Raw genomic sequence first — 19,646 nt, 5'->3', positions numbered from 1 at the left:
CCCGCCGTCCGAAACCGGACAAGGGGCGGGCCGCTCACGAAATGGGTTCTACGGGTTCTACTGCGCGCGGTGCGAGGCGTACCCGCGGGTCACCACCGGCACCGTGCCGGGGCCGAGGAGGGGGCGCAGCGCGCCCGACCGCATCCTGTCGACGAGCGGTCCGCAGCGTCCGGCCAGCGGGGCCAGCACCAGCGCGACCAGGGTGCCGACGAGGGCGCCGACCGCCACGTCGTGGGGGTAGTGCACGCCGACCCAGACCCGGGAGGCGGCCATCAGGGCCGCGAAGACGGTGGCGACGACGCCGAGCCGGCGGCTGACGAACCAGAGCGAGATCGCGGCGGCGAAGGCGATCACCGAGTGGTTGCTGGGGAAGGACCAGTCCCCGGCGGCGGGGCAGGTCTCCAGCGAGACGCTGCCCTTGATCTGCGCGCACGGCCGGAGTTCCTCGACCATGCCCTTGAGCACGGAGTTGAGGCCGTACGCGACGACCACGATCACCGGGGAGGCGAGCACCTTGGCCATCACCGCGGAGTCGGCGCCGCGCGCACGCCACCAGGCGTACAGCATGAACAGGGCGAACAGGCCGAGGCCGATCGCGGACCAGACCTTGATCACGTCGTCCAGCCAGGTCGGGGCGGACTGCGCCCACTTGTTCACCTGGGTGTAGAGGCCGCCGTCGATGCCACTGCCGTCGTACACGGCGAGAGCCCGAGAGGACATCACACGTCACCTCCGTGACGGCGCGCCTTACGGGCGCGGAACAGTTCGAGAACAATGGGGAGCACGGAGACAACTACTACCAGACCGATGATCGGCAGCAGATACTGGTCGATCCCGGGAATCGAGGACCCGAGCCCGTACCCGGCCAGCACCACGCCGACGGTCCAGACCGCACCGCCCGCGACCTGCCAGAAGGTGAACGAGCGGACCGGCACTTCGAGTACGCCGCAGAGCGGATTCAGCACCGTACGGACCACCGGGATGAACCGGGCCAGCACGATCGCCTTGCCGTGGCCGTACTTGGCCAGCAGTTCCTCGGCCCGCGCCGCGCCCTCCAGCAGGCTCTTGCGCTTGGTGCGGCTCAGCAGTGCCCGGCCGCCGCGCCGGCCGATCAGGTAGCCGACCTGGGCCCCGGCCAGCGCCCCGATCAGGGCGGCGGGGAGCACCTGCCACAGGTGCAGCTGCGGGCCCTTGGTGGCGCCGGGCACGCAGAGCAGGCCCGCGGTGAACAGCAGCGAGTCGCCGGGCAGGAAGAAGCCCACCAGCAGGCCGGTCTCGGCGAACAGCACCACGGCGATGCCGAACGCCCCGAAGGCGGCGAGCAGCGAGGAGGCGTCCAGCGGGTTCACGGCGAGGTGGGTGCCCATCGCGAGGTGAACGGCCGGATCGGCGGGGAACTGGAGCAAGGCTGGCGGACCTCCCGTACGTTGGGGGGCGGTCGCCGCGACGCGCGGCGGACCCGCCCGGGACCGTCTACAGTGACGTAGACGGTCTACATGACTGTAGACGAAAGCTGGAGGAAGCGCCGCCATGTCCGACGTACCGTCCGCCCGCCGGCCCGCCGGGGAGCTGGAGTCCGAGGTGCTGGCCGCCCTGTGGTCGGCCCGGCAGCCGATGACCCCGCAGGACGTCCAGACGGCGCTCGGCGGGGACCTCGCCCGCACCACCATCGCGACGATCCTGGCCCGGCTGCACGACAAGGGGACGGTCGAACGCACCCGGGCCGGCCGCGCCTACGCCTACACCCCGACCGTCCAGGACACGGCGGGCCTCGCCGCCCGCCGGATGCACACCGAGCTCGGCCGCGAGGCCGACCGCTCCACCGTGCTCGCCCGCTTCGTCTCCGACCTCTCCGCCGAGGACGAGCAGCTGCTGCGCGCCCTGCTCGGCGACGGCAGCGACGGCAGCGACGGCAGCGATGTCGGGGTCGAGGACGGCAGACCCGGACCGGCGAGCGGCCCCCGACCGACGGGCGGCCCCGGATCGGCGGGCGCCCCGTGATGATCGCCGTCTGGGCGCCGCTGCTGCTGCCCTTCCTGACCGTCCCGCTGGCCCGCCGGCTCGCCGAGTCGCTGCCGCCCCGGGCCGCCGCCTGGCTGCTGGCCGGCACCGCCACCGTCCTGGCCGGCGGCACCCTCTGCTCACTCGGACTGCTCGCCACCGCCGGCCTGCTCCAGCTGCCCCCGGTCGCCGCCCTCGGCCACCTCTCGCTGCCCTGGCTCACCGCCGCCGCGCCCAGCGCCCCGCTCGCCGCAGCGGTGGCCGGCCTCGCCCTGGCCGCGCTCGGCGCCCTCGCCGTACGGACGACCCGCCGCCGGTGCCTGGAACTGCGCACCGCCCGGGCCGCACTGCCCGCCCCGGGCGCCGCCTGCGCCCCCGGGCCGGGCGACGAGGCAGACGCCGCATCGCACACCGCGACGCGCGCTGAGACGGACGCCGACCAGCATCCGGACACGCGCCCCCGGCAAGCCCCGATGCGCTGGGCGCGCGCCCAGCGCGGACCCCAGGACCCCGCCCTGCACCCCGCCGGACGCCCCTCCCCGCGCCTCGCACGCCGCCCCGCCGGACGCCCCGCCCTGGCGGCCTGGCGGCAGGCCCTGGCCCGGCTCCGGCACCCCGCCGACCACCCGCTCACCGTGCTGGACGACGAGCGCGCCGACGCCTTCGCCCTCCCCGGCCGCCTGCGCCGCCCCGGCCGGACCGGCGAACCCGGCCGGATCGTGGTCACCTCCGGAATGCTGCGCGCCCTCAGCGGGCCCGAGCGCTCCGCCCTGCTCGCCCACGAGCGCGCCCACCTGACCGGCCGGCACCACGTCTTCCTCGCCCTCGCCGAGCACGCCGCCGACGTCCACCCGGCGCTCCGCCCACTGCGCGCGCCCCTCGGGTACCACCTGGAGCGCTGGGCCGACGAGGTGGCCGCCGCCCGGATCGGCGACCGTGCCGTGACCGCCCGCGCGGTCGGCCGGGCCGCCCTCGCCGCGAGCCGCTCGCCCTGGCCGGCCCGGCCCCGGCTGGTCGCCGCCGCCCACTCCGGCCCGGTCCCGCGACGGGTCGCGGCCCTCCTCCAGCCCCGCCCTTCCACCGCCCCGGCCACCCGGCTGCGGGCCGTCGCACTGGCGCTGGCCGCCTGCCTGGCCCTGACCACCGGCGCCACCCTGGAGGCCACCGCCGACCTCCACCACACCGTCGAGGCCGCCCAGCACGAACCCGGTACGGAGCGCTAGCCGCCCCCGGACGGGCGCTGCCGGCCGACCTCGAAAAGGCGCCGGACGGGCGCCGGAAGCGCTCCGAACGATCGCCGAACGGGCGCCGAACCATCGCCCGACCATCGCCGAACGGGCGCCGGACGATCGCCGAAAGGACACCGCAAGAGCACGGGAAGGGCGCCGAACGAACGCCCGCCGGGCGCCCCCCGCCGTTTCCGTACCGCCCGGTATGCGGACTTGGTGGACCCCGTCCCCACGCGCCCGTCGCACCCGTACTCTTTCGTCAGCGCGTCGACCCCGGCGCGTCCTCGAACGGCGGCGAGGAGCAACCCGAGTGCGGCAGACCGGACGGCAGTCCCGACGACCAGAGCGCCGCACCCCGCCGACCGCGGCGGAGCTGGCCAGGGTCCACGAACGCACCCTCGCCGACGCCGCCGCCCGCGAACTCGTCCTCCCCGAGAGCCCCGGGCCCGGTACGCCCGGCCGGCTCGAACCCCGCCCCGAGATCGGCGACTCCTGGGCGAGGCTGCGCCGCCTCGGCCTCGACCCCGACACCGGTGCCTCCACCGTCCTGCTCGGCCCCGCCGAGCTGGAGCAGCGCCGCCGGTCCAGCGGCCTCGACAACGTCATGCCGGTGCTGCGCGAGACCCTGTTGGAGCCGGTGGGCCAGGCACCGCTGATCCTCGCCATCGCCGACGCCGAGGGCCACGTGCTCTGGCAGGAGGGCGAACGCGGCCTGCGCCGCAGCGCCGACCGGATCGGCTTCGTCACCGGTGCCCGCTGGATCGAGGAGACCGTCGGCACCAACGGCATCGGAGTCGCGCTGCGCGCCCAGCGCCCGATGCACGTCCACTCCGCCGAGCACTACCTGCGCAGCCACCACACCTGGACCTGCGTGGCCGCCCCCGTGCACGACCCGACCACCGGCCGGCTGGTCGGCGCCATCAACCTCAGCGGCCCGGCCCACAACGTCCGCCCGTACCTGCTCCAGCTCACCGCCACCGCCGCCCGGCTCGCCGAGACCGAGCTGCGCGCCCACCGCCTGGAGGCGCTGAACCGGCTGCGCACCCTGGCCGCCCCGCTGCTCGCCCGGGTCGGCGGACCGGCCCTGGTGGTGGACGCGGCCGGCTGGACCGCCGCCTCGGCCGGGCTGCCGCCGCAGAGCCGGCTGCGCATCCCCAGCGAGGGCTGGGTCCCGGCCGCCGTGCACTGGGTGCCGGGGCTGGGCGAGTGCGTACTGGAACCGCTCGCGGACGGCTGGCTGGTGCGGCCCGTCCGCCCGACCGGGGCGGACGGCTCCGGCACGGTGACCGCCGAGCGCGCCGAGGGCGCCCGGCTCCGGCTCGACCTGCGCCGACCGGACCGCCCCGAGCTGTCCGTCCGGGGCGCGGCCGACAGCTGGTCGCACCCGGTCAGCCCGCGCCATGCCGAGCTCCTGCTGCTGCTCGCCACCGCCCGCGAGGGCAGTACGGCGGCCCAGCTGGCCGAGGCGCTGTTCGGCGACGCGGGGCGGACGGTGACGGTCCGCGCCGAACTGTCCCGGCTGCGCCGCTACCTGGGCGGCCTGCTGGCCCACCGGCCGTACCGCTTCGCCGACTCGGTGCTGGTCACGGTGGAGGGGCCGGCCGATCCGCTCGACCTGCTGCCCTCCTCCACGGCCCCCGCGGTACGGCGGCTGCGGGCGGAGCTGGTGGCGGGCCTGGTCCGGCTGCCCGGGGCCGCGGCACCCGTGCCGTCACCGCGCCACGGCGCGCGCCCGCCGGGCCCGGACGACGACCCGGGCGACGACCCCGACGCGCCGTACCCACCGACGGACAGCACCCCCACGAACCACCCGTCCACCGGCAGCGCCGTCACCAACACCCCACCCGCAAGCGGCAGTTGCGCCCCTCAGCCGCCCGCGAGCAGCGCGGCCAACTGGGCGTCGGTGGGCCCGCAGTCGCGCTCGGCCTCGGCCGAGACCAGCGCGTAGGTACGGTCCAGCCAGGCCTGCACCCGGGGCCTGGAGGCCTCCAGCAGGGCGCTGCCGTGCGGGGATTCGAGCGCCAGGTGCAGGGTCGAGCCGTGGCAGGGGCAGTACGCCGGCCACAGCTTGACGTCGCCCTGGCCGCTGATCCCCTGGAGGCCGTCGCGCAGCAGGTCGCGGGAGAACACCCAGTCCGCCTCGTCCGGACGCCCCAGGTGAAAGGTCAGCAGCACCTCGTAGGGCCGTACGGCGTCGAAGCGGAACCGGGTGCACACCTCGCCGACCACTTCGTCGCCCAGTGAGATCCGCAGCGTCAGCACCTCCTCCACCGACACCGGAGCGGCGGTGGAGCCACCCCCATCGCCGCCCGTGGGGGTGGCGGCGAGGGGGGCGCTGGAGGCTGCGGACAGCGGGTCGGGCGGCATGACGGTCTCTCCGGGAACGGCGCGGGATGCCATCAGCCTGCGTCACCCGCGACCGGGCGGGCAAGGGTTGCAAGGGGGTTGCAATAACCCCCGCCCGGGCCCGCCGACCCTTACCAGGAATATCAGACGGACCGTCAACTTCCGCTCATCGAACGGATGTCCGGAAAATGGAGGGATACTGTCCGTCGTCCGGCCACCCGCTGGTACGCTCTCCCCCTCCCGGCGCGGGCCCGCCCGCGAGGCCGGCCCGGAACGGCCGGACCGCTGCCCGGCGTGGTGCGTGGGAGAATACGGCGACGCGACGGCGGCTTCGGGGAGGGAGGGGTCCGGTGGCTGTGCGTGGGGAGACCACGCGGGACGTGCAGCACGAACCCGCACGGCAGGGTCGACACGGTCGGCCCCGCCCGTTCGGCGGCCGCTTCCGGCTGCCCACCCTGCGCTTCTCCGGTGCCGCGATGGCGATGTCCACCGTCGTCGGCATCAGCATCGCCACCACCCTCCTGCTGAACGAGCAGCAGGGCATCGGCCGTCGGGCCGGCGTCGCCCGGGTCGGCACCACCCCGCCGCCCAGCCCGAGCGGTACGGACCAGGCCGAGGCCGCCTCCGAGCGGACCACGGACACCCCTCCCCCGCCCTCCGGCCACCCGCACGCCCCGAAGCCCTCCGGCCACCCGTCGACGCACCCGTCCGGCCCGGCCAACGCCGCCGCCACGCCGCCGTCAGGGCTGCGGGCCGGAACGGCCGCCCCGGTCGCACCGCCGGCCGGCGGGCAGGCCTCCGCCGGGCACGACCCGCGCCCCTCGGCCGACACCCCGGCCGACGGCTCCTCCCCCTCCGCCCAGCCGCCCACGGCCGCCGACCCGTCCGCCCCGGCCCCCGGGCAGCCGGGCACCGGGCAGACGGCCCCCGGGCAGCCGGGCACCGGACGACCGGACGTCGGCGCAGCCGGTACGGGCGAGTCCCCGCACCCGCCCGCGCTCCAGCCGGCCAAGCCCGGCCGCCCGCTCCCGCCGCCGGCCGCCGTCGTCCCCGGAAACGCCGCCGGCACCGACGGCACTGGCGCCGCCGACGGCAGCACCGACGGCACCGCCCCGGACACCGACCAGGCCCTGACCGGCACCGGGCTGACCACCGCCCTCGGCCGCGACGGCCTCCGGCACGCGCTCGACCTCACCGTGACCGAAACGGTCACCGCACTGCAGGCCGAATTCCGGCTCGCCGCAGGCGAGTTGGCCCCCGGTACCGGAACCGTCTGGACGGACCTGCCGGGCGCCGTGGTGACCACCCAGCAGGAACGCGGCACCCTGGTCTACCGCTTCACCACCCCGCCCGGCACCGACGTCGAGCCCGGCCGCTACAGCTTCGTCGTACGCGGCACCCGCCCGGCCGTCCAGGCCGGTCCGGTGCGCAAGTCGGGCCCGCAGGAGGGCTGGAACGCCGCTGCCTTCGGCATCGACCGCCCCCGGGCGGTCGCCGCGCTCGGCGGCTTCGGCCCCTCGGCGCCGCAGGCCGACCAGCGGGCCGCCCAGCAGCCCACCCGGCAGCCCGCGCCGCAGGACGCCCAGCAGCCGGTGGGCCAGGTCCGCTGACCTCCCCCCCGGCTGATCCACTGACCTCCCCTCGGCCGATCCGATCGTCCGACGATCGGCCAGCTCACCGGGCTCTTCCCCGCACCCCCGTTCGTTACTGTGTGCAGCACCCGGCCCGACGCCCCCAGCGGCCCCGGCCCGGGCCGTCGTTCCGCACCCGAGGAGGAGTCCTTGTCCACCGTCCTGACTCAAGGCGGCAACGCACCGCTGACCGCCGCGCGGGTGACCGTCGAGGTCACCGCGCCCAAGGCGCTGGACGTCTCCGGCCTGCTGCTGACCGACGCCGGCAAGGTCCGCTCGGACGCCGACTTCGTCTTCTTCAACGCCCCGCACGGCCCGGGCGTGAGCCTGCGCCCGGCCGCCGCCGGAGCACCGGACGCGATCACCGTCGACACCCCGGCCGTCCCGGCCGACATTAGCAAGGTCGTGGTCACCGCCAGCCCGGCCGACCAGTCCGCCACCTTCGCCGGGATCGAGCCCACCGCCACCGTCCGGGACGCCGACACCGGTGCCGTCCTGGCCACCTTCACCCCGCCCCGGCTGGGCCTGGAGACCGCGCTCATCGTGGTCGAGATCTACCGGCGCAACGGGGTCTGGAAGGTGCGCGCGGTCGGTCAGGGGTACGCGGACGGGCTGGCGGGCATCGCCACCGACTTCGGCGTCACCGTCGACGACTCCCCGGCACCGGCACCGCAGGCGGCACCGACCCCGGCACCGCAGCCTGCGCCGACCCCCGCCCCGCAGCCGAGCGCGCCGACCCTCCAGATGCACTCCCCGGCCGACCTTCCGCTGCCGCCCGTCCCGCCCGTCCCGCCGGTGCCCCCGGCCCCGCCCGTGCCCCCGGCGCCGCCGGCTCCCTCGGTCGACCCCCGGATCGCCCTGGCCACCCTCCCGTCCATGCCCGCCGCACCCCCGGAGCCCCCGGCCCAGGCCCCGGCCCCGGCCCCGGCAGCGACGCCCGCCCCCGACCCCACCGAGCGCCCCAAGGTCACCCTCGACAAGGGCCGGGTCAACCTGGTCAAGGGCAGCTCCGTCTCCCTGGTGAAGAACGGCCGCCCCTTCCTCTCCTCGGTCCGGATGGCTCTCGGCTGGGAGTCCGCCGCCCGCGGCCGTGACATCGACCTGGACGCCTCCTGCCTGGCCTTCGACGCGAAGCACCGGCGCCTGGAGACGGCCTGGTTCATGAAGCTGAGCATCTTCAACGGCGCGATCGCCCACTCCGGCGACAACCTGGTCGGCGGTGACGGCGGCGACGACGAGGCGATCACCGTCCACCTGGAGGGCCTGTCGGCCGAGGTCCACGCGCTGGTGTTCGTGGTCAACTCCTTCTCCGGCCAGAAGTTCACCGAGCTGCGGAACGCCTACTGCCGCCTGGTGGACGTCCGCACCGAGGAGGAACTGGTCCGCTTCGACCTGACCCACTCCGAGCCGCGTACCGGCGTGGTGATGTGCAAGCTGGTCCGCCGCCCCACCGGCGAGTGGGAGATGACGGCGCTCGGCGAGTTCGTCGACGGCAAGACCGCCCGGGCGATGATCGAACCCTCCGCCGCCCTCCTCTGATCCCGACCGCATCGCTCAACGTCAAAGCCACGCCAGCGATTTCACCCCCCTGGGGCATCAAGTCGTCCACGGATCGACTCGATTGACTCTCCGGGGGGTGATTCGCGCTCTCCCCCGTGACCGCGCACCCGCACCACCCGCGCACCCGTGGAGGAGAGACCGTGCCCCGCTTCCCGTCCCGCCTCGCCGTCGCCGGCGCCGCCGTCGCCCTCACCGCCGGCCTGATCACCCCCGGCGCGGCTCACGCCGGGACCAAGCCCGCCACCCGGACCGGCCCGCTCAAGTGGGCCGCCCTCGGCGACTCCTACACCGCGGGCGTCATCGAGGCCACCGGCGACCTCACCGCGCCCCAGGACGGCTGCGCCCGCACCACCGGCTCCTACCCCGAGCTGATCCGCCGCGACCTCGGCGCACTGGTCGACCTCCACAACGCCAGCTGCAGCGGCGCCACCAGCCCGGACGTCTCCACGAACAAGCAGAGCCCGCTCGGCCGCCCGCTCCCGCCCTTCGGCAGCGACCCCGACGCGCCGTACCCGCCCGTCCCGCCGCAGATCGACGTCGTCGACCCGGCCAGCGACGTGATCACCGTGAGCACCGGCGGCAACGACCTCGGCTTCGGGCAGATCCTCAAGGACTGCATCGAACTCGGCGCCACCCACCTCGGCCTGGGCACGCCCTGCAAGGACAAGTACGACGCCCAGATCCCCGGCCGGCTCGACCAGCTGCGCACCGACTACACCGCCATGCTCACCGCCCTCCGGACGAAGGCCCCGTCCGCCCGGGTCGTCACCGTCGGCTACCCGCACCTGATCCCCGAGGACGCCGCCCGCTGCCAGTACGGCAGCCTGCTGCAGTTCGGCACCTTCACCCCCGGCGACCTCGGCTGGGCCCGCGACAGCATCCTCAAGCCGCTCAACCTGGCCATCCAGCAGACGAGTTCGGCCCAGCAGGACACCTACGTCGACCTCTACTCCGGCTCCGCCGGACACAGCGTCTGCGACCCCGACCACTGGCTGGACGGCGTGCTGACCAGCATCATCCCGCTCAAGTACGCGCTGGTGCACCCCAACGCCAAGGGCCAGAAGTTCGCCGCCGCCCAGGTCGAGTCCACCCTTCTCGGCAACTGACCGGCGCCGGGCGGGAAAACCAGTGGCACGGCCCACCACCGGGGATCATCCTGGTCGGATGATCATCCGCGAAGCCACCCCCGAGGACTGGTCGGCCATCTGGCCGTTCTTCCGCACCATCGTCGCCGCCGGCGAGACCTTCCCCTACCCCCTGGACATGCCCTCCGAGCTGGGTCGGGAGTGGTGGATGAAAACCGCCCCCGACCGCACCGTGGTCGCCGTCGACGAGGACGGCACGGTCCTCGGCACCGCCACCATGAACCGCAACCGCCCCGGCAACGGCGGGCACGTGGCCAGCGCCAGCTACATGGTCGACCCGGCGCACCACGGCAAGGGCATCGGGCGGGCCCTGGTCGAGTACACCCTCGACTGGGCCCGCAGGGCGGGCTTCCGCGCCATGCAGTTCAACGCGGTGGTCGCCAACAACGACCACGCCGTCAAGCTGTACCGCTCGCTGGGCTTCGAGGTGGTCGGCACCGTCCCCGAGGCCTTCCACCACCCGGTCGACGGCTACGTCGGCCTGCACGTCATGTACCGCCCGCTGTAACCACGGGGGCCCTACTCCTCGATCGCCCCGCCGACCCGCCGCAGGTGCTGCCGGAAGCTGTACGACGGGTCGGCGGCCCGCCGCTCCAGGAACTCCTCGAAGCGGGTCTGCCTCCGCAGGGTGTCCCCGGCCGTGATCCGCCCGGCCTGCGCCCGTTCGGTGGCGGCGATCCCGGCGGCCGTCTCCAGCACCTCCCCGGCCCGGTCGGCCGGCACGAACAGCACCCCGTCCGCGTCCGCGAACACCACGTCCCCGGCGGTCACCAGGTGCGGCCCGAACCGCGCCGACTCCAGCGCCTCCGGCTCCCGGCCGTCCAGCCGCAGCGGGCCCACCGGCAGCGCGCCGTAGCTGAACACCGGCAGCCCGATCTCCACCAGCTCGGGCGTGTCCCGGTGCAGCCCCCACACCACGATCCCGGCCACCCCGGCGGCCCGCGCCTCCAGCACCGCGAGGTCCCCGATGCAGGCCTCGTCGGTCCGCCCGCCGTTGTCGATCACCAGCACGTCCCCGTCCAGCGCGCCCCCGTACGCCTCCAGGAACACGTCCACGCTCCCGTAGTGCCGCACCGGCAGCACCCGCCCCGCCACCCGCGCCCCGGCCACCACCGCCCCCACCCCCACCGGCGCGGCCCGCACCCCCACCCCGAGCCGCACACACGCATCCGCCACCAACGGCGTCGACAACCCCTCGAACTCCTCGAACCCCTTGGACATCCCCAACTCCTCCCGCTGAACGCCAAGTTGACCAGTACCGGAATCCTATGCCGGACCTCAAACTCACACCATCGAGTGAAAGTCCGCCGTGTACTGCATAACCCGACCGAAGGGCGAATAGCGTGACGCCCATCCGAAGGAGGGGCATCATGAGTGCTGTGGCGCATGAGCAACCGATCACGAACTCCCCGTCGCAGGCCGACATCCTGCTGGAGAGCTTCCTGAGCCTGCACTCCCCCGAAGGCTTCCGGGCTGAGCTCATCGAGGGGGAGATCATCGTGGCACCACCGCCGGACGGCAGGCACGAGTACTACTTCGACCTGCTGATCGACGAGGTGAAGGCGAAGTCAGCAGTCCGTATGCAAGGTTCCGGCAACAAGGGGCTTCGATTGGCCAGGGGTGGTCTCTGCCCCAAGAACTACGTCATCCCGGACCTGACCTTCGCTCCGAGGGAACTCGACATCTTTTGGGACGCCCCGCCCTGGATGGACCCGGACGGGCTCGCGATGGTCGCCGAGATCACCTCCAGCAAGCCGGACCAGGACCGCATCGCCAAGCGCCACTGCTACGCCCGGGCCGGCATCCCGCTGTACCTCCTCATCGACCGCGAGAAATCGCAGGTCAGCCTCTTCGGCAAGCCCCACCGGGACGAGTACACCGAAGTCCACCTGGCCGCCTTCGGTGAGCCGCTCGCCCTCCCCGCCCCGTTCGACTTCGAGCTGGACACCAAGTACTTCCTCCGCCCATAGCCAAACGGAACGGCCCGCACCCCCCGTCAGGGGTGCGGGCCGTTCCCACCTGCCGCCAGGGTCAGCTACGGGTGGCCATGGCGCGCAGGAAGAAGGTGAGGTTGGCCGGGCGCTCGGCGAGGCGGCGCATGAAGTAGCCGTACCACTCCTGGCCGTACGGGAGGTAGACCCGCATGGTGTTGCCCTCCTCCGCGAGGCGCAGCTGCTCCTCGGGGCGGATGCCGAACAGCATCTGGTACTCGAAGGAGTCCCGGGTGCGGTTGTTCCACTGGGCCAGCTGGCCGGCGATCTTGATCATGTTGGGGTCGTGCGAGGCGATCATCGGGTAGCCCTCGCCGGCCATCAGGATCTTGAGCGCGCGGACGTACGCGAGGTCGACCTCGTGCTTGCCCTGGAAGGCGACCGACTCGGGCTCCTTGTAGGCGCCCTTGCACAGGCGCACCCGGGAGCCGGGGCCGGAGAACTCGCGGCAGTCGGCCTCGGTGCGGCGCAGGTAGGCCTGGAGGACGACGCCCAGCCAGGGGAAGTCCGCCCGCAGCTCGCGCGCGATGGCGAGGGTGGAGTCGGTGGTGGTGTGGTCCTCCATGTCGAGGGTCACCGTGGTGCCCGCGTCGGCGGCGGCCTCGCAGATGCGGCGGGCGTTCTCCAGCGCGATCTTCTCGCCGTCCACCGGCAGGAACTGGCCGACGGCCGACAGCTTGACGGACACCTCGGCACCGGCCGCGAGGCCGGTCTCCTTGAGGGCCTTGAGCAGGTGCTCGTACGCCTCGGCGGTGCCGGCGGCCTGGGCGGCGTCCTTGGTGTCCTCGCCGAGGTGGTCGAGGGTGACCTTGCGGCCGGTCGCGACCAGGTCGTCGGTCGCGGTCACGGCGTCGTCGAGGACGTCACCGGCGACGAAGCGCTCGACTATCGCGTGGGTCGGGGGGAACTTCTCGACCACGGTGCGGACCTGGGGGGACCGCGAGGCCGCGAGAAGGGCGGAACGGAGCATCGTGACTCCTGGAGCTGATGTTTCCAAGGGTGGCAGAAAGAGCCGGGGCGGCGGTACGGGGGTGAGCCGCCGCCCCGGCGGGGCGGCGCCCGGCTGCGGGGCCGGGCGTCGCGGGTGACCGTTGGCTACGGGGCGCAGAGCGGTCGGGGTGGGCTGGTCAGCCCATGTGCGGGTAGCGGTAGTCGGTCGGCGGGACGAAGGTCTCCTTGACCGAGCGGGTCGACGTCCAGCGGGCCAGGTTCTGCTTGGCGCCGGCCTTGTCGTTGGTGCCGGAGGCGCGGCCGCCGCCGAAGGGCTGCTGGCCGACGACGGCGCCGGTGGGCTTGTCGTTGATGTAGAAGTTGCCGGCGGCGAAGCGCAGCTTGTGCATCGCGTCCTGGGCCGCGGCGCGGTCCTGGGCGATGATGGCGCCGGTCAGGCCGTAGGCGGAGACGGACTCCATCTGGGCCAGCATCTCCTCGTACTTCTCGTCCTCGTAGACGTACACGGCGAGGATCGGGCCGAAGTACTCCTCGCGGAAGTACTCCGCGGCCGGGTCCTGGCAGACCAGGACGGTCGGGCGGACGAAGTAGCCGACCGAGTCGTCGTAGCTGCCGCCGGCGAGGACCTCGACGGAGGCGTCGGCGTGGGCGCGGTCGATGGCGGCCTTGTTCTTGGCGAAGGCGCGCTCGTCGATGACGGCCGACATGAAGTTGGACAGGTCGCTGACGTCGCCCATGGTGAGGCCGTCGACCTCGGCGGCGAACTCGTCCTTGAGGCCGGCCCAGATCGAGGCCGGGACGTAGGCGCGGGAGAGCGCCGAGCACTTCTGGCCCTGGAACTCGAAGGCGCCGCGGGTCATCGCGGTCTTCAGCACGGCCGGGTCGGCGGACGGGTGGGCGACCAGGAAGTCCTTGCCGCCGGTCTCGCCGACGATCCGCGGGTAGGTGCGGTAGCCGGCGATGTTCTCGCCGACGGAACGCCACAGGTGCTGGAAGGTGGCGGTGGAGCCGGTGAAGTGGATGCCGGCCAGCGCGGGGTGCTTGAGCGCGACGGCGGAGACGTCCAGGCCGTCGCCGGTCACCATGTTGATGACGCCCTTGGGCAGGCCGGCCTCCTCCAGCAGCTGCATCAGCAGGTGCGCGGAGTACTGCTGGGTGGGGGACGGCTTCCACAGCACCACGTTGCCCATCAACGCGGGCGCGGTCGGCAGGTTGCCGGCGATCGCGGTGAAGTTGAACGGGGTGATCGCGTAGACGAAGCCCTCCAGCGGGCGGTGGTCGCTGCGGTTCCACACGCCGTCCGAGGAGACCGGCTGCTCCGCCATGATCTGGCGGGCGAAGTGCACGTTGAAGCGCAGGAAGTCGACCAGCTCGCAGGGGGTGTCGATCTCGGCCTGCTGGGCGGTCTTGGACTGGCCGAGCATGGTGGCGGCGGCCAGGGTCTCGCGCCAGGGGCCGGCCAGCAGGTCGGCGGCCTTGAGGAAGATCGCGGCGCGCGAGTCGAAGGAGAGCGCCTGCCAGGCCGGGGCAGCGGCCAGGGCAGTGTCGATGGCTTCCTGCGCGTCGGCCTGGGTGGCGTTGCGCAGGGTGCCGAGCCGAGCCGCGTGGTTGTGCGGCTGGACGACGTGGATCTCGGTGCCGCCGCCCATCCGGCGCTCACCGTTGATCGTCATGGTCAGCTGGACCGGCTCCTGGCCGCCCAGCTCCTTCAGCTTGGCCTCCAGGCGAGCCCGTTCGGGGCTGCCGGGGGCGTAGCTGTGGACCGGCTCGTTCACCGGCGCGGGGACCTGGGTCACAGCGTCCATGAGGCGCACGCTCTCCTTCGTTGCAATGCGGGGGAAGGCCTGCGCGGGTCACGCACGGGCCACAGCACGAACGCTATTCCTGGCTGCCCGGCCACTTGATTGGCCGGGCGGCTAAATTCCCCCGTACGGCGTTGTCCGGACCGACGAAAGCGATCACACAACGGTCACGACAGCCCCATCCGCCCTACCCACCCCACCGGCACCACCCTCAGGACCACTCTCGGCACCACCCTCGGGACCACGCCCGACACCACCCCCGGCCGGAACCGTTGGACGGTCCCGGCGCTGTCCAACCGGCTAAAATCGACCGCACACCGTTGTCCGAGCGGATGAAGGAGGCCCGGCGTGACCACCCCCGGGCTCCCGCTCCGCCAGCTGCTGATGTCCCTGGGCGAACCCCTGGTCGAACTCCAGGCCGCCCCCCAGGGCCTGGACGTCCCCGTCCGCGACGTCGCGATCCTCGACCCGGAGGACCCGCCGACCGCCTCCCCCGGCGAACTCGTGCTCGCGATCGGCGCCCGCGGCCGTGCCGCCCTCCCCGCCCTGCGCGCGGCCGGCCGGGCCAGCGCCGCCGCCGTCGCGGTCAAGCTGGACGCCCCCGGCCAGGCCGACGCCCTGCGCGAGGCCGCCACCGACGCGGGCGTCGCCCTGCTGTCGGTGCGCCGGGAGACCCGCTGGGAGCACCTGGACTCGCTGGCCCGGGCGATCATCGCCGGTCCCGACGCCCCGGCCTCCCCCGGCGCCCCCGAACCCAACGCGGGCGACCTCTTCTCCCTCGCCCAGACCGTCGCCGTGCTCACCGACGGCATCGTCTCGATCGAGGACACCTCCAGCCGGGTCCTCGCCTACTCCCGCTCCTCCGACTCCGACGAGGTCGACGACCTGCGCCGGCTCTCCATCCTCGGCTGGCAGGGCCCCGAGCCGTACCTCTCCAAGCTCCGCGAGTGGGGCATCTTCCAGCACCTGCGCAGCTCGGACACCCCGATCGCGGTCGAACCGCACCCCGAACTCGGCCTGCGCCGCCGCCTGGCGGTCGGCATCCGGGCCGGCGCGCAGCCGCTCGGCACCATCTGGGTACAGGAGGGCGCCCAGCCGCTGGCCGCCCACGCCGAACAGGCCCTGGTCGGCGCCGCCCGGGTCGCGGCCGCCCAACTGGTGCGCCGCCGACGCGAGTTGTCCGCCGACGTCCGGCTCACCCAGACCCTGCTGACCGGACTGCTGGAGGGCTCCACCGGCCCCCAGTCGCTGGCCACCCACCTCGGCCTGGACCTGCGCCGCCCGGCCACCGTGCTCGCGTACGGGGCCCGCACCACCGAGGCGCTGCACCGCTCCGACGTCACCGGCCTGATCTCGGTGCACACCGCCGCCCGGCACCGCGGCGCGCTGCTCGCCCCGATCGAGTCCCGGGTCTACGTGCTGCTGCCCGAGCTCCCGCCCGGCCTGCCGATGACCACCGTGCGCGACTGGGCGGCCGAGGTGGTCACCGCCGCCCGGGAGCACCTCGGCGTCCCGCTGCGCGCCGCGATCGGCTCGACCGTCGACGGCCTGTCCCAGGTGCCGGACTCCCGCGCCCAGGCCGACCGCATCCTGGACGCGATGGGCCGCGGCGGGGTCGACCTCGACGTCGCGGCGCTGATCGACGTCCAGGCCGAGGTGCTGGTCAGCGAGGTGCTCGCACTGCTCCAGGACCGCACCGGCCTGCGCGACCCGCGGCTCACCGCGCTCACCGCGTACGACCGCCGCCACCACACCCGGCTCGCCGAGTCGGTGCTCGCCTGGCTGGACGCGCTCGGCGAGGTCCGGGTCGCCGCCGACGCCCTGCACATCCACCCCAACACCCTGCGCTACCGGGTGCGCCGCGCCGAGCAGTTGACCGGCATCGACCTCGCCCAGCCGCAGCAGCGGCTGCTGGCGATGCTGCAACTGCGGCTGCCCGCGGACGAGTAGTCCGCGGGCAGCCGCCTGACTGATGATCCGTCAGGCTCCGTACCCCTGGCCGCGCTTGTGCTCGTTCAGCCGGCGCCACGGCCCGCTGATCGCCAGCTGGATGCCCGGCTCCTGGATGTTGGCGAAGAGGGTCCGGCCGTCGTCCGAGAAGGTCACCCCGGTGAACTCGCTGAACTCGGGCTTGGCCGCGCTGCCGATGTTCAGCTCGTTGCGGGCGATCGGGTAGACCAGCCCGTCCTCGGTGGCGCCGAACAGGTGCGAGATCCCGTTGCCGTCCTCGGCGATCACGATGCCGCCGTACGGCGAGACGGTGATGTTGTCCGGGCCGTCGTAGTTGTCGTGGTCGCCCAGGACGTCGTCGTTGACGCCCAGCAGCACCTTGAGGGTGATGGTGCGACGCGCCGGGTTGTAGAACCACACCTGGCCGTCGTGCTGCAGCGGGCTCTCCGAACGGGCGTAGCTGGAGACGAAGTAGAAGCCGCCGTCACCCCACCACATGCCCTCCAGCTTGCGGGCCCGGGTGACCTCGCCCTCCTTGAACTGCTTGCGCACCGAGACGGTCCGGGCGTCGCGGTCCTGCACCTTGACCCAGTCGGCGCCGTAGACGGTGCCGACCTTGGTGGCCCGGGAGAGGTCGTCGACGAACCTGCCCTGGGCGTCGAAGACCTTGAAGGCCTCCAGCACGCCGGCGTCGGCGGCGAGCTTGCGCAGCTGGTACCGGCCGTGCCGGAAGCCGGCCGGCGGGGTCCAGCGGAACAGCAGGCCGTTCGGGTTGGAGGCGTCCTCGGTGAGGTACACGTGACCGCGCTTGGGGTCCACGACCACGGCCTCGTGGGCGTACCGGCCGAAGGCCTTCACCGGCTGCGGGTCGCGGTTGTAGTCGTCGTCGAAGGGGTCGACCTCGAAGACGTAGCCGTGGTCCTTGGTGAAGCCGTTCTTGCCGGCCTTGTCCTCGGTCTCCTCGCCGGACAGCCAGGTACCCCACGGGGTCACCCCGCCCGCGCAGTTGGTGGCGGTGCCGGCGATGCCGACCCACTGCTCGACCGAGCCGTCCCGCTTGGCGTGCACGATCGTGCAGCCGCCAGCCGCGCCCGGGTCGTAGACGTGCCCCTCGGTCAGCGGCACCGGGTGCGGCCAGTTGGCCCGGGCGCCGGACAGCTCGTGGTTGACCACCATCAGGTTGCCGCCGCGCTCGTCCTCGAAGGCGGACGTGCCGTCGTGGTTGCTCGGGGTGAACTCGCCGGTGCGCAGCCGGGTCTGCCCGGCCCGGTTGAGCACCTTGTACGAGAAGCCCGCGGGCAGCGAGAGCAGCCCGGCCGGGTCCGGCACCAGCGGGCCGTAGCCGATCGCGGCGCCGCCCGCCGCGTTGGTCCCGGCGGCACCGGCCGCGGCGGCGACCGGGGCCTCGCCGCCGACCGGCGCGGCGATCGCACCGGGGGCGCTGGCCAGCGCCTCGGCACCGCCGGCGATCAGCACGCCGGCCCCGACGAGGGTGGAACGGTTGACGAAGTCCCGACGGGACAGCGACATGGCAGCAACTCCTGGGGGGGTGTACGGGCGTCGAGGCAGGTCGTCGACGCCCAGCAGACTCCGCCGCAGGGGTGAACCCGGCATGACGCCCACCGCACGACGAGGCGACCATTTGCCAACCGATGACCTACACATGACCCGCGCTTTACCGAACGCGGGTCAGCCGTGTCCGGATCGGTCGAGCGCGAGCCGGTCGAAGGCGGGTCAGCCCCGCCCGGTCCGCCACTGCTCCCAGGCCGCCAGCCACAGCTGCTCCACCAGCCGGTGCTCCTCCGGGGTGCCCGACCCGGCCGTCCCCGGACGCTCCCGCCACAGCTGCTCCCAGGCCCGCTGCGCCGGCATACTCGCCACCTCGCTGGCGAACACGGTGTACCGGACCACCTCCTCGACCGCCGCCTCGCCCTGCGGCGTGCCGATCAGCCAGTGCGTCTGCTGGGACAGCCGGTTGAGGTGGTTGACCATCGAGGTCACCGCCGCCGCGGCCTCCTCCCGGGTCTCCGTGGCGAGCCGCATCTGCTGGCGCACCGCCGCCTCCCAGCGCACCGCGCAGACGTCCCCGCGCAGCCCGCGCGGCAGCCGCGGCGTCCGCCCGACCCGCACCTGCGCCTCGATCGCGGCGGCCTCCGCGATGCTCTGGGCGATCAGTTCCCGGTGCGCCTCCAGCCCCGCGACGGCTGGCAGTTCACGCTCCTCGACCGGGACGTAGCGGGCCCGCCGGGAGGCCAGGTCGCGCAGCAGCTCGGTGCGCCCGCGCAGGTAGCAGTCGAAGTCCCCGATCCCGGCGAGCTCCACCCCGCCGGGGGGCAGCCCGCGCCCGCACACCGTGACGGCCTGCCCGTCGACCCGCAACCGGACGGCCCACACCGGCCCGGCGACCTCCGGCCCGCCCGAGGCCGCGCCGGCTGCCGCACCGCCCGGGGCCCCGCCGACCACCGCCCCGCCGGGCACCGGCCGGTCCTCGTGCACCTCCACCGCGCAGGGCTCACCGTCCACGGTGATCCACTCCCGCAGCGTCCGCACCCGGCCCGGCCCGTCGCCCTCGTCCACGCCCAACTGCTCGTAGACGCGGTCCCGTTCGTCCTCGACCACGTCCTCCAGCTCGGGCAGCACCTCACAGCCGTCGGCCCCCGGCCGGTACGTCCGCACGGTCACGTACGGCCCGGCCGCGGTGGTCCAGTCACCGCACTGCACCTCGACCCAGCGCAGTTCACCGCCGCAGGTCTCGAAGGCCGCGAGCGCCTCGCCCCGGCCGGGCGGCCCGGCCACGCCGTACACCGGGAAGTCCACCGTGGCGAGGGTCCGGCGGGAGAAGTCCTCCTGGCCGGCGAAGCGCTCCGGCCCGCCCGACCGCTCCGGCCCCGACCGCTCGACGTTCCACTCCTGGGGCCTTCCGCCGCTCTCCCGCACCATCCTCTGCCGCACCCCCGAGTCCTCGCGCCCGCACCGCTGACGCCACTTTACGTGCCGGGAGCTGCCGGGTCATCAGCTCCGCTGCCGTACGGGGGCGGTG

At 74.0% G+C, this 19,646-nt stretch carries 17 protein-coding genes; 9 read left to right on the top strand and 8 right to left on the bottom strand.

Annotation, left to right across the window (positions count from 1 at the left end; translation table 11 throughout):
• Positions 1–57 precede the first annotated feature (57 nt).
• Complete coding sequence (locus ACFXPX_RS02980; protein WP_375894497.1) at positions 58–720, bottom strand: phosphatase PAP2 family protein; 663 nt, start codon at positions 718–720, stop codon at positions 58–60.
• A complete protein-coding gene (locus tag ACFXPX_RS02975; protein WP_375894613.1) occupies positions 720–1,367 on the bottom strand; it encodes a DedA family protein in 648 nt (215 codons plus the stop codon). Before ACFXPX_RS02975 ends, ACFXPX_RS02980 begins: the two co-directional genes overlap by 1 nt.
• Positions 1,368–1,530: 163 nt before the next feature.
• Here ACFXPX_RS02975 and ACFXPX_RS02970 point away from each other — a divergent pair, with 163 nt between their 5' ends.
• The 3 genes from ACFXPX_RS02970 to ACFXPX_RS02960 all read left to right on the top strand — a co-directional run bounded on the left by ACFXPX_RS02970 (position 1,531) and on the right by ACFXPX_RS02960 (position 5,178).
• Positions 1,531–2,001 carry a BlaI/MecI/CopY family transcriptional regulator gene (locus ACFXPX_RS02970; RefSeq protein ID WP_380639376.1) on the top strand — a complete coding sequence of 157 codons (471 nt, stop codon included), beginning with the start codon at positions 1,531–1,533 and terminating at the stop codon, positions 1,999–2,001.
• Positions 2,001–3,224, top strand: a complete 1,224-nt coding sequence (locus ACFXPX_RS02965) for a M48 family metalloprotease (RefSeq protein WP_380525196.1) — start codon at positions 2,001–2,003, stop codon at positions 3,222–3,224. The genes ACFXPX_RS02970 and ACFXPX_RS02965 overlap by 1 nt, the downstream gene beginning before the upstream one ends.
• A gap of 316 nt (positions 3,225–3,540) precedes the next feature.
• On the top strand, positions 3,541–5,178 hold the full coding sequence (locus tag ACFXPX_RS02960; protein ID WP_380525197.1) for a GAF domain-containing protein: 1,638 nt from the start codon (positions 3,541–3,543) through the stop codon (positions 5,176–5,178).
• On the opposite strand, the gene ACFXPX_RS02955 is transcribed toward ACFXPX_RS02960, so the two are convergent.
• Positions 5,097–5,597, bottom strand: a complete 501-nt coding sequence (locus ACFXPX_RS02955; protein WP_375894490.1) for an SsgA family sporulation/cell division regulator — start codon at positions 5,595–5,597, stop codon at positions 5,097–5,099. The genes ACFXPX_RS02960 and ACFXPX_RS02955 overlap by 82 nt on opposite strands.
• 329 nt (positions 5,598–5,926) lie before the next feature.
• Here ACFXPX_RS02955 and ACFXPX_RS02950 point away from each other — a divergent pair, with 329 nt between their 5' ends.
• The 4 genes from ACFXPX_RS02950 to ACFXPX_RS02935 all read left to right on the top strand — a co-directional run bounded on the left by ACFXPX_RS02950 (position 5,927) and on the right by ACFXPX_RS02935 (position 10,420).
• Positions 5,927–7,186, top strand: coding sequence for a hypothetical protein (locus ACFXPX_RS02950; RefSeq protein WP_380639374.1), 1,260 nt, complete (start codon positions 5,927–5,929; stop codon positions 7,184–7,186).
• Positions 7,187–7,369: 183 nt separating this feature from the next.
• Complete coding sequence (locus ACFXPX_RS02945; RefSeq protein WP_380639433.1) at positions 7,370–8,746, top strand: TerD family protein; 1,377 nt, start codon at positions 7,370–7,372, stop codon at positions 8,744–8,746.
• 161 nt (positions 8,747–8,907) lie between these two features.
• Entirely contained in the window at positions 8,908–9,873 is a 966-nt protein-coding gene (locus ACFXPX_RS02940) for an SGNH/GDSL hydrolase family protein (protein WP_380639372.1), read from the top strand.
• A gap of 58 nt (positions 9,874–9,931) precedes the next feature.
• Positions 9,932–10,420 (top strand): GNAT family N-acetyltransferase, encoded by a 489-nt coding sequence (locus ACFXPX_RS02935; RefSeq protein WP_380639370.1) that lies wholly within the window; start codon positions 9,932–9,934, stop codon positions 10,418–10,420.
• A gap of 11 nt (positions 10,421–10,431) precedes the next feature.
• Here ACFXPX_RS02935 and ACFXPX_RS02930 read toward each other — a convergent pair whose 3' ends face one another.
• Positions 10,432–11,133 carry an RraA family protein gene (locus ACFXPX_RS02930; protein WP_375894479.1) on the bottom strand — a complete coding sequence of 234 codons (702 nt, stop codon included), beginning with the start codon at positions 11,131–11,133 and terminating at the stop codon, positions 10,432–10,434.
• A 149-nt stretch (positions 11,134–11,282) separates the two neighbouring features.
• Between ACFXPX_RS02930 and ACFXPX_RS02925 the strand changes: the two genes are divergently transcribed.
• Positions 11,283–11,882: a Uma2 family endonuclease gene (locus ACFXPX_RS02925; RefSeq protein ID WP_380594188.1), complete on the top strand. Its 600-nt coding sequence runs from the start codon at positions 11,283–11,285 to the stop codon at positions 11,880–11,882.
• A 61-nt stretch (positions 11,883–11,943) separates the two neighbouring features.
• Here ACFXPX_RS02925 and ACFXPX_RS02920 read toward each other — a convergent pair whose 3' ends face one another.
• Both ACFXPX_RS02920 and pruA read right to left on the bottom strand, forming a co-directional pair.
• Entirely contained in the window at positions 11,944–12,873 is a 930-nt protein-coding gene (locus ACFXPX_RS02920) for a proline dehydrogenase family protein (RefSeq protein ID WP_375894476.1), read from the bottom strand.
• 157 nt (positions 12,874–13,030) lie between these two features.
• Positions 13,031–14,659, bottom strand: a complete 1,629-nt coding sequence (gene pruA / locus ACFXPX_RS02915; RefSeq protein ID WP_375894473.1) for an L-glutamate gamma-semialdehyde dehydrogenase — start codon at positions 14,657–14,659, stop codon at positions 13,031–13,033.
• Between the two features lie 345 nt (positions 14,660–15,004).
• On the opposite strand from pruA, the gene ACFXPX_RS02910 reads away from it, so the two are divergent.
• Positions 15,005–16,606 (top strand): PucR family transcriptional regulator, encoded by a 1,602-nt coding sequence (locus tag ACFXPX_RS02910; protein WP_380639368.1) that lies wholly within the window; start codon positions 15,005–15,007, stop codon positions 16,604–16,606.
• Positions 16,607–16,636: 30 nt separating this feature from the next.
• Here the strand turns inward: ACFXPX_RS02910 and ACFXPX_RS02905 are convergent, their stop codons facing one another.
• Entirely contained in the window at positions 16,637–18,136 is a 1,500-nt protein-coding gene (locus tag ACFXPX_RS02905; protein ID WP_375894467.1) for an alkaline phosphatase PhoX, read from the bottom strand.
• 204 nt (positions 18,137–18,340) lie between these two features.
• A complete protein-coding gene (locus ACFXPX_RS02900; RefSeq protein WP_380639366.1) occupies positions 18,341–19,558 on the bottom strand; it encodes a hypothetical protein in 1,218 nt (405 codons plus the stop codon).
• Between the last annotated feature and the right edge of the window lie 88 nt (positions 19,559–19,646).

This window comes from Kitasatospora sp. NPDC059146, from assembly GCF_042786665.1.
Classification (GTDB): domain Bacteria; phylum Actinomycetota; class Actinomycetes; order Streptomycetales; family Streptomycetaceae; genus Kitasatospora.
This window is presented reverse-complemented; position numbering and strand designations above follow the sequence as displayed.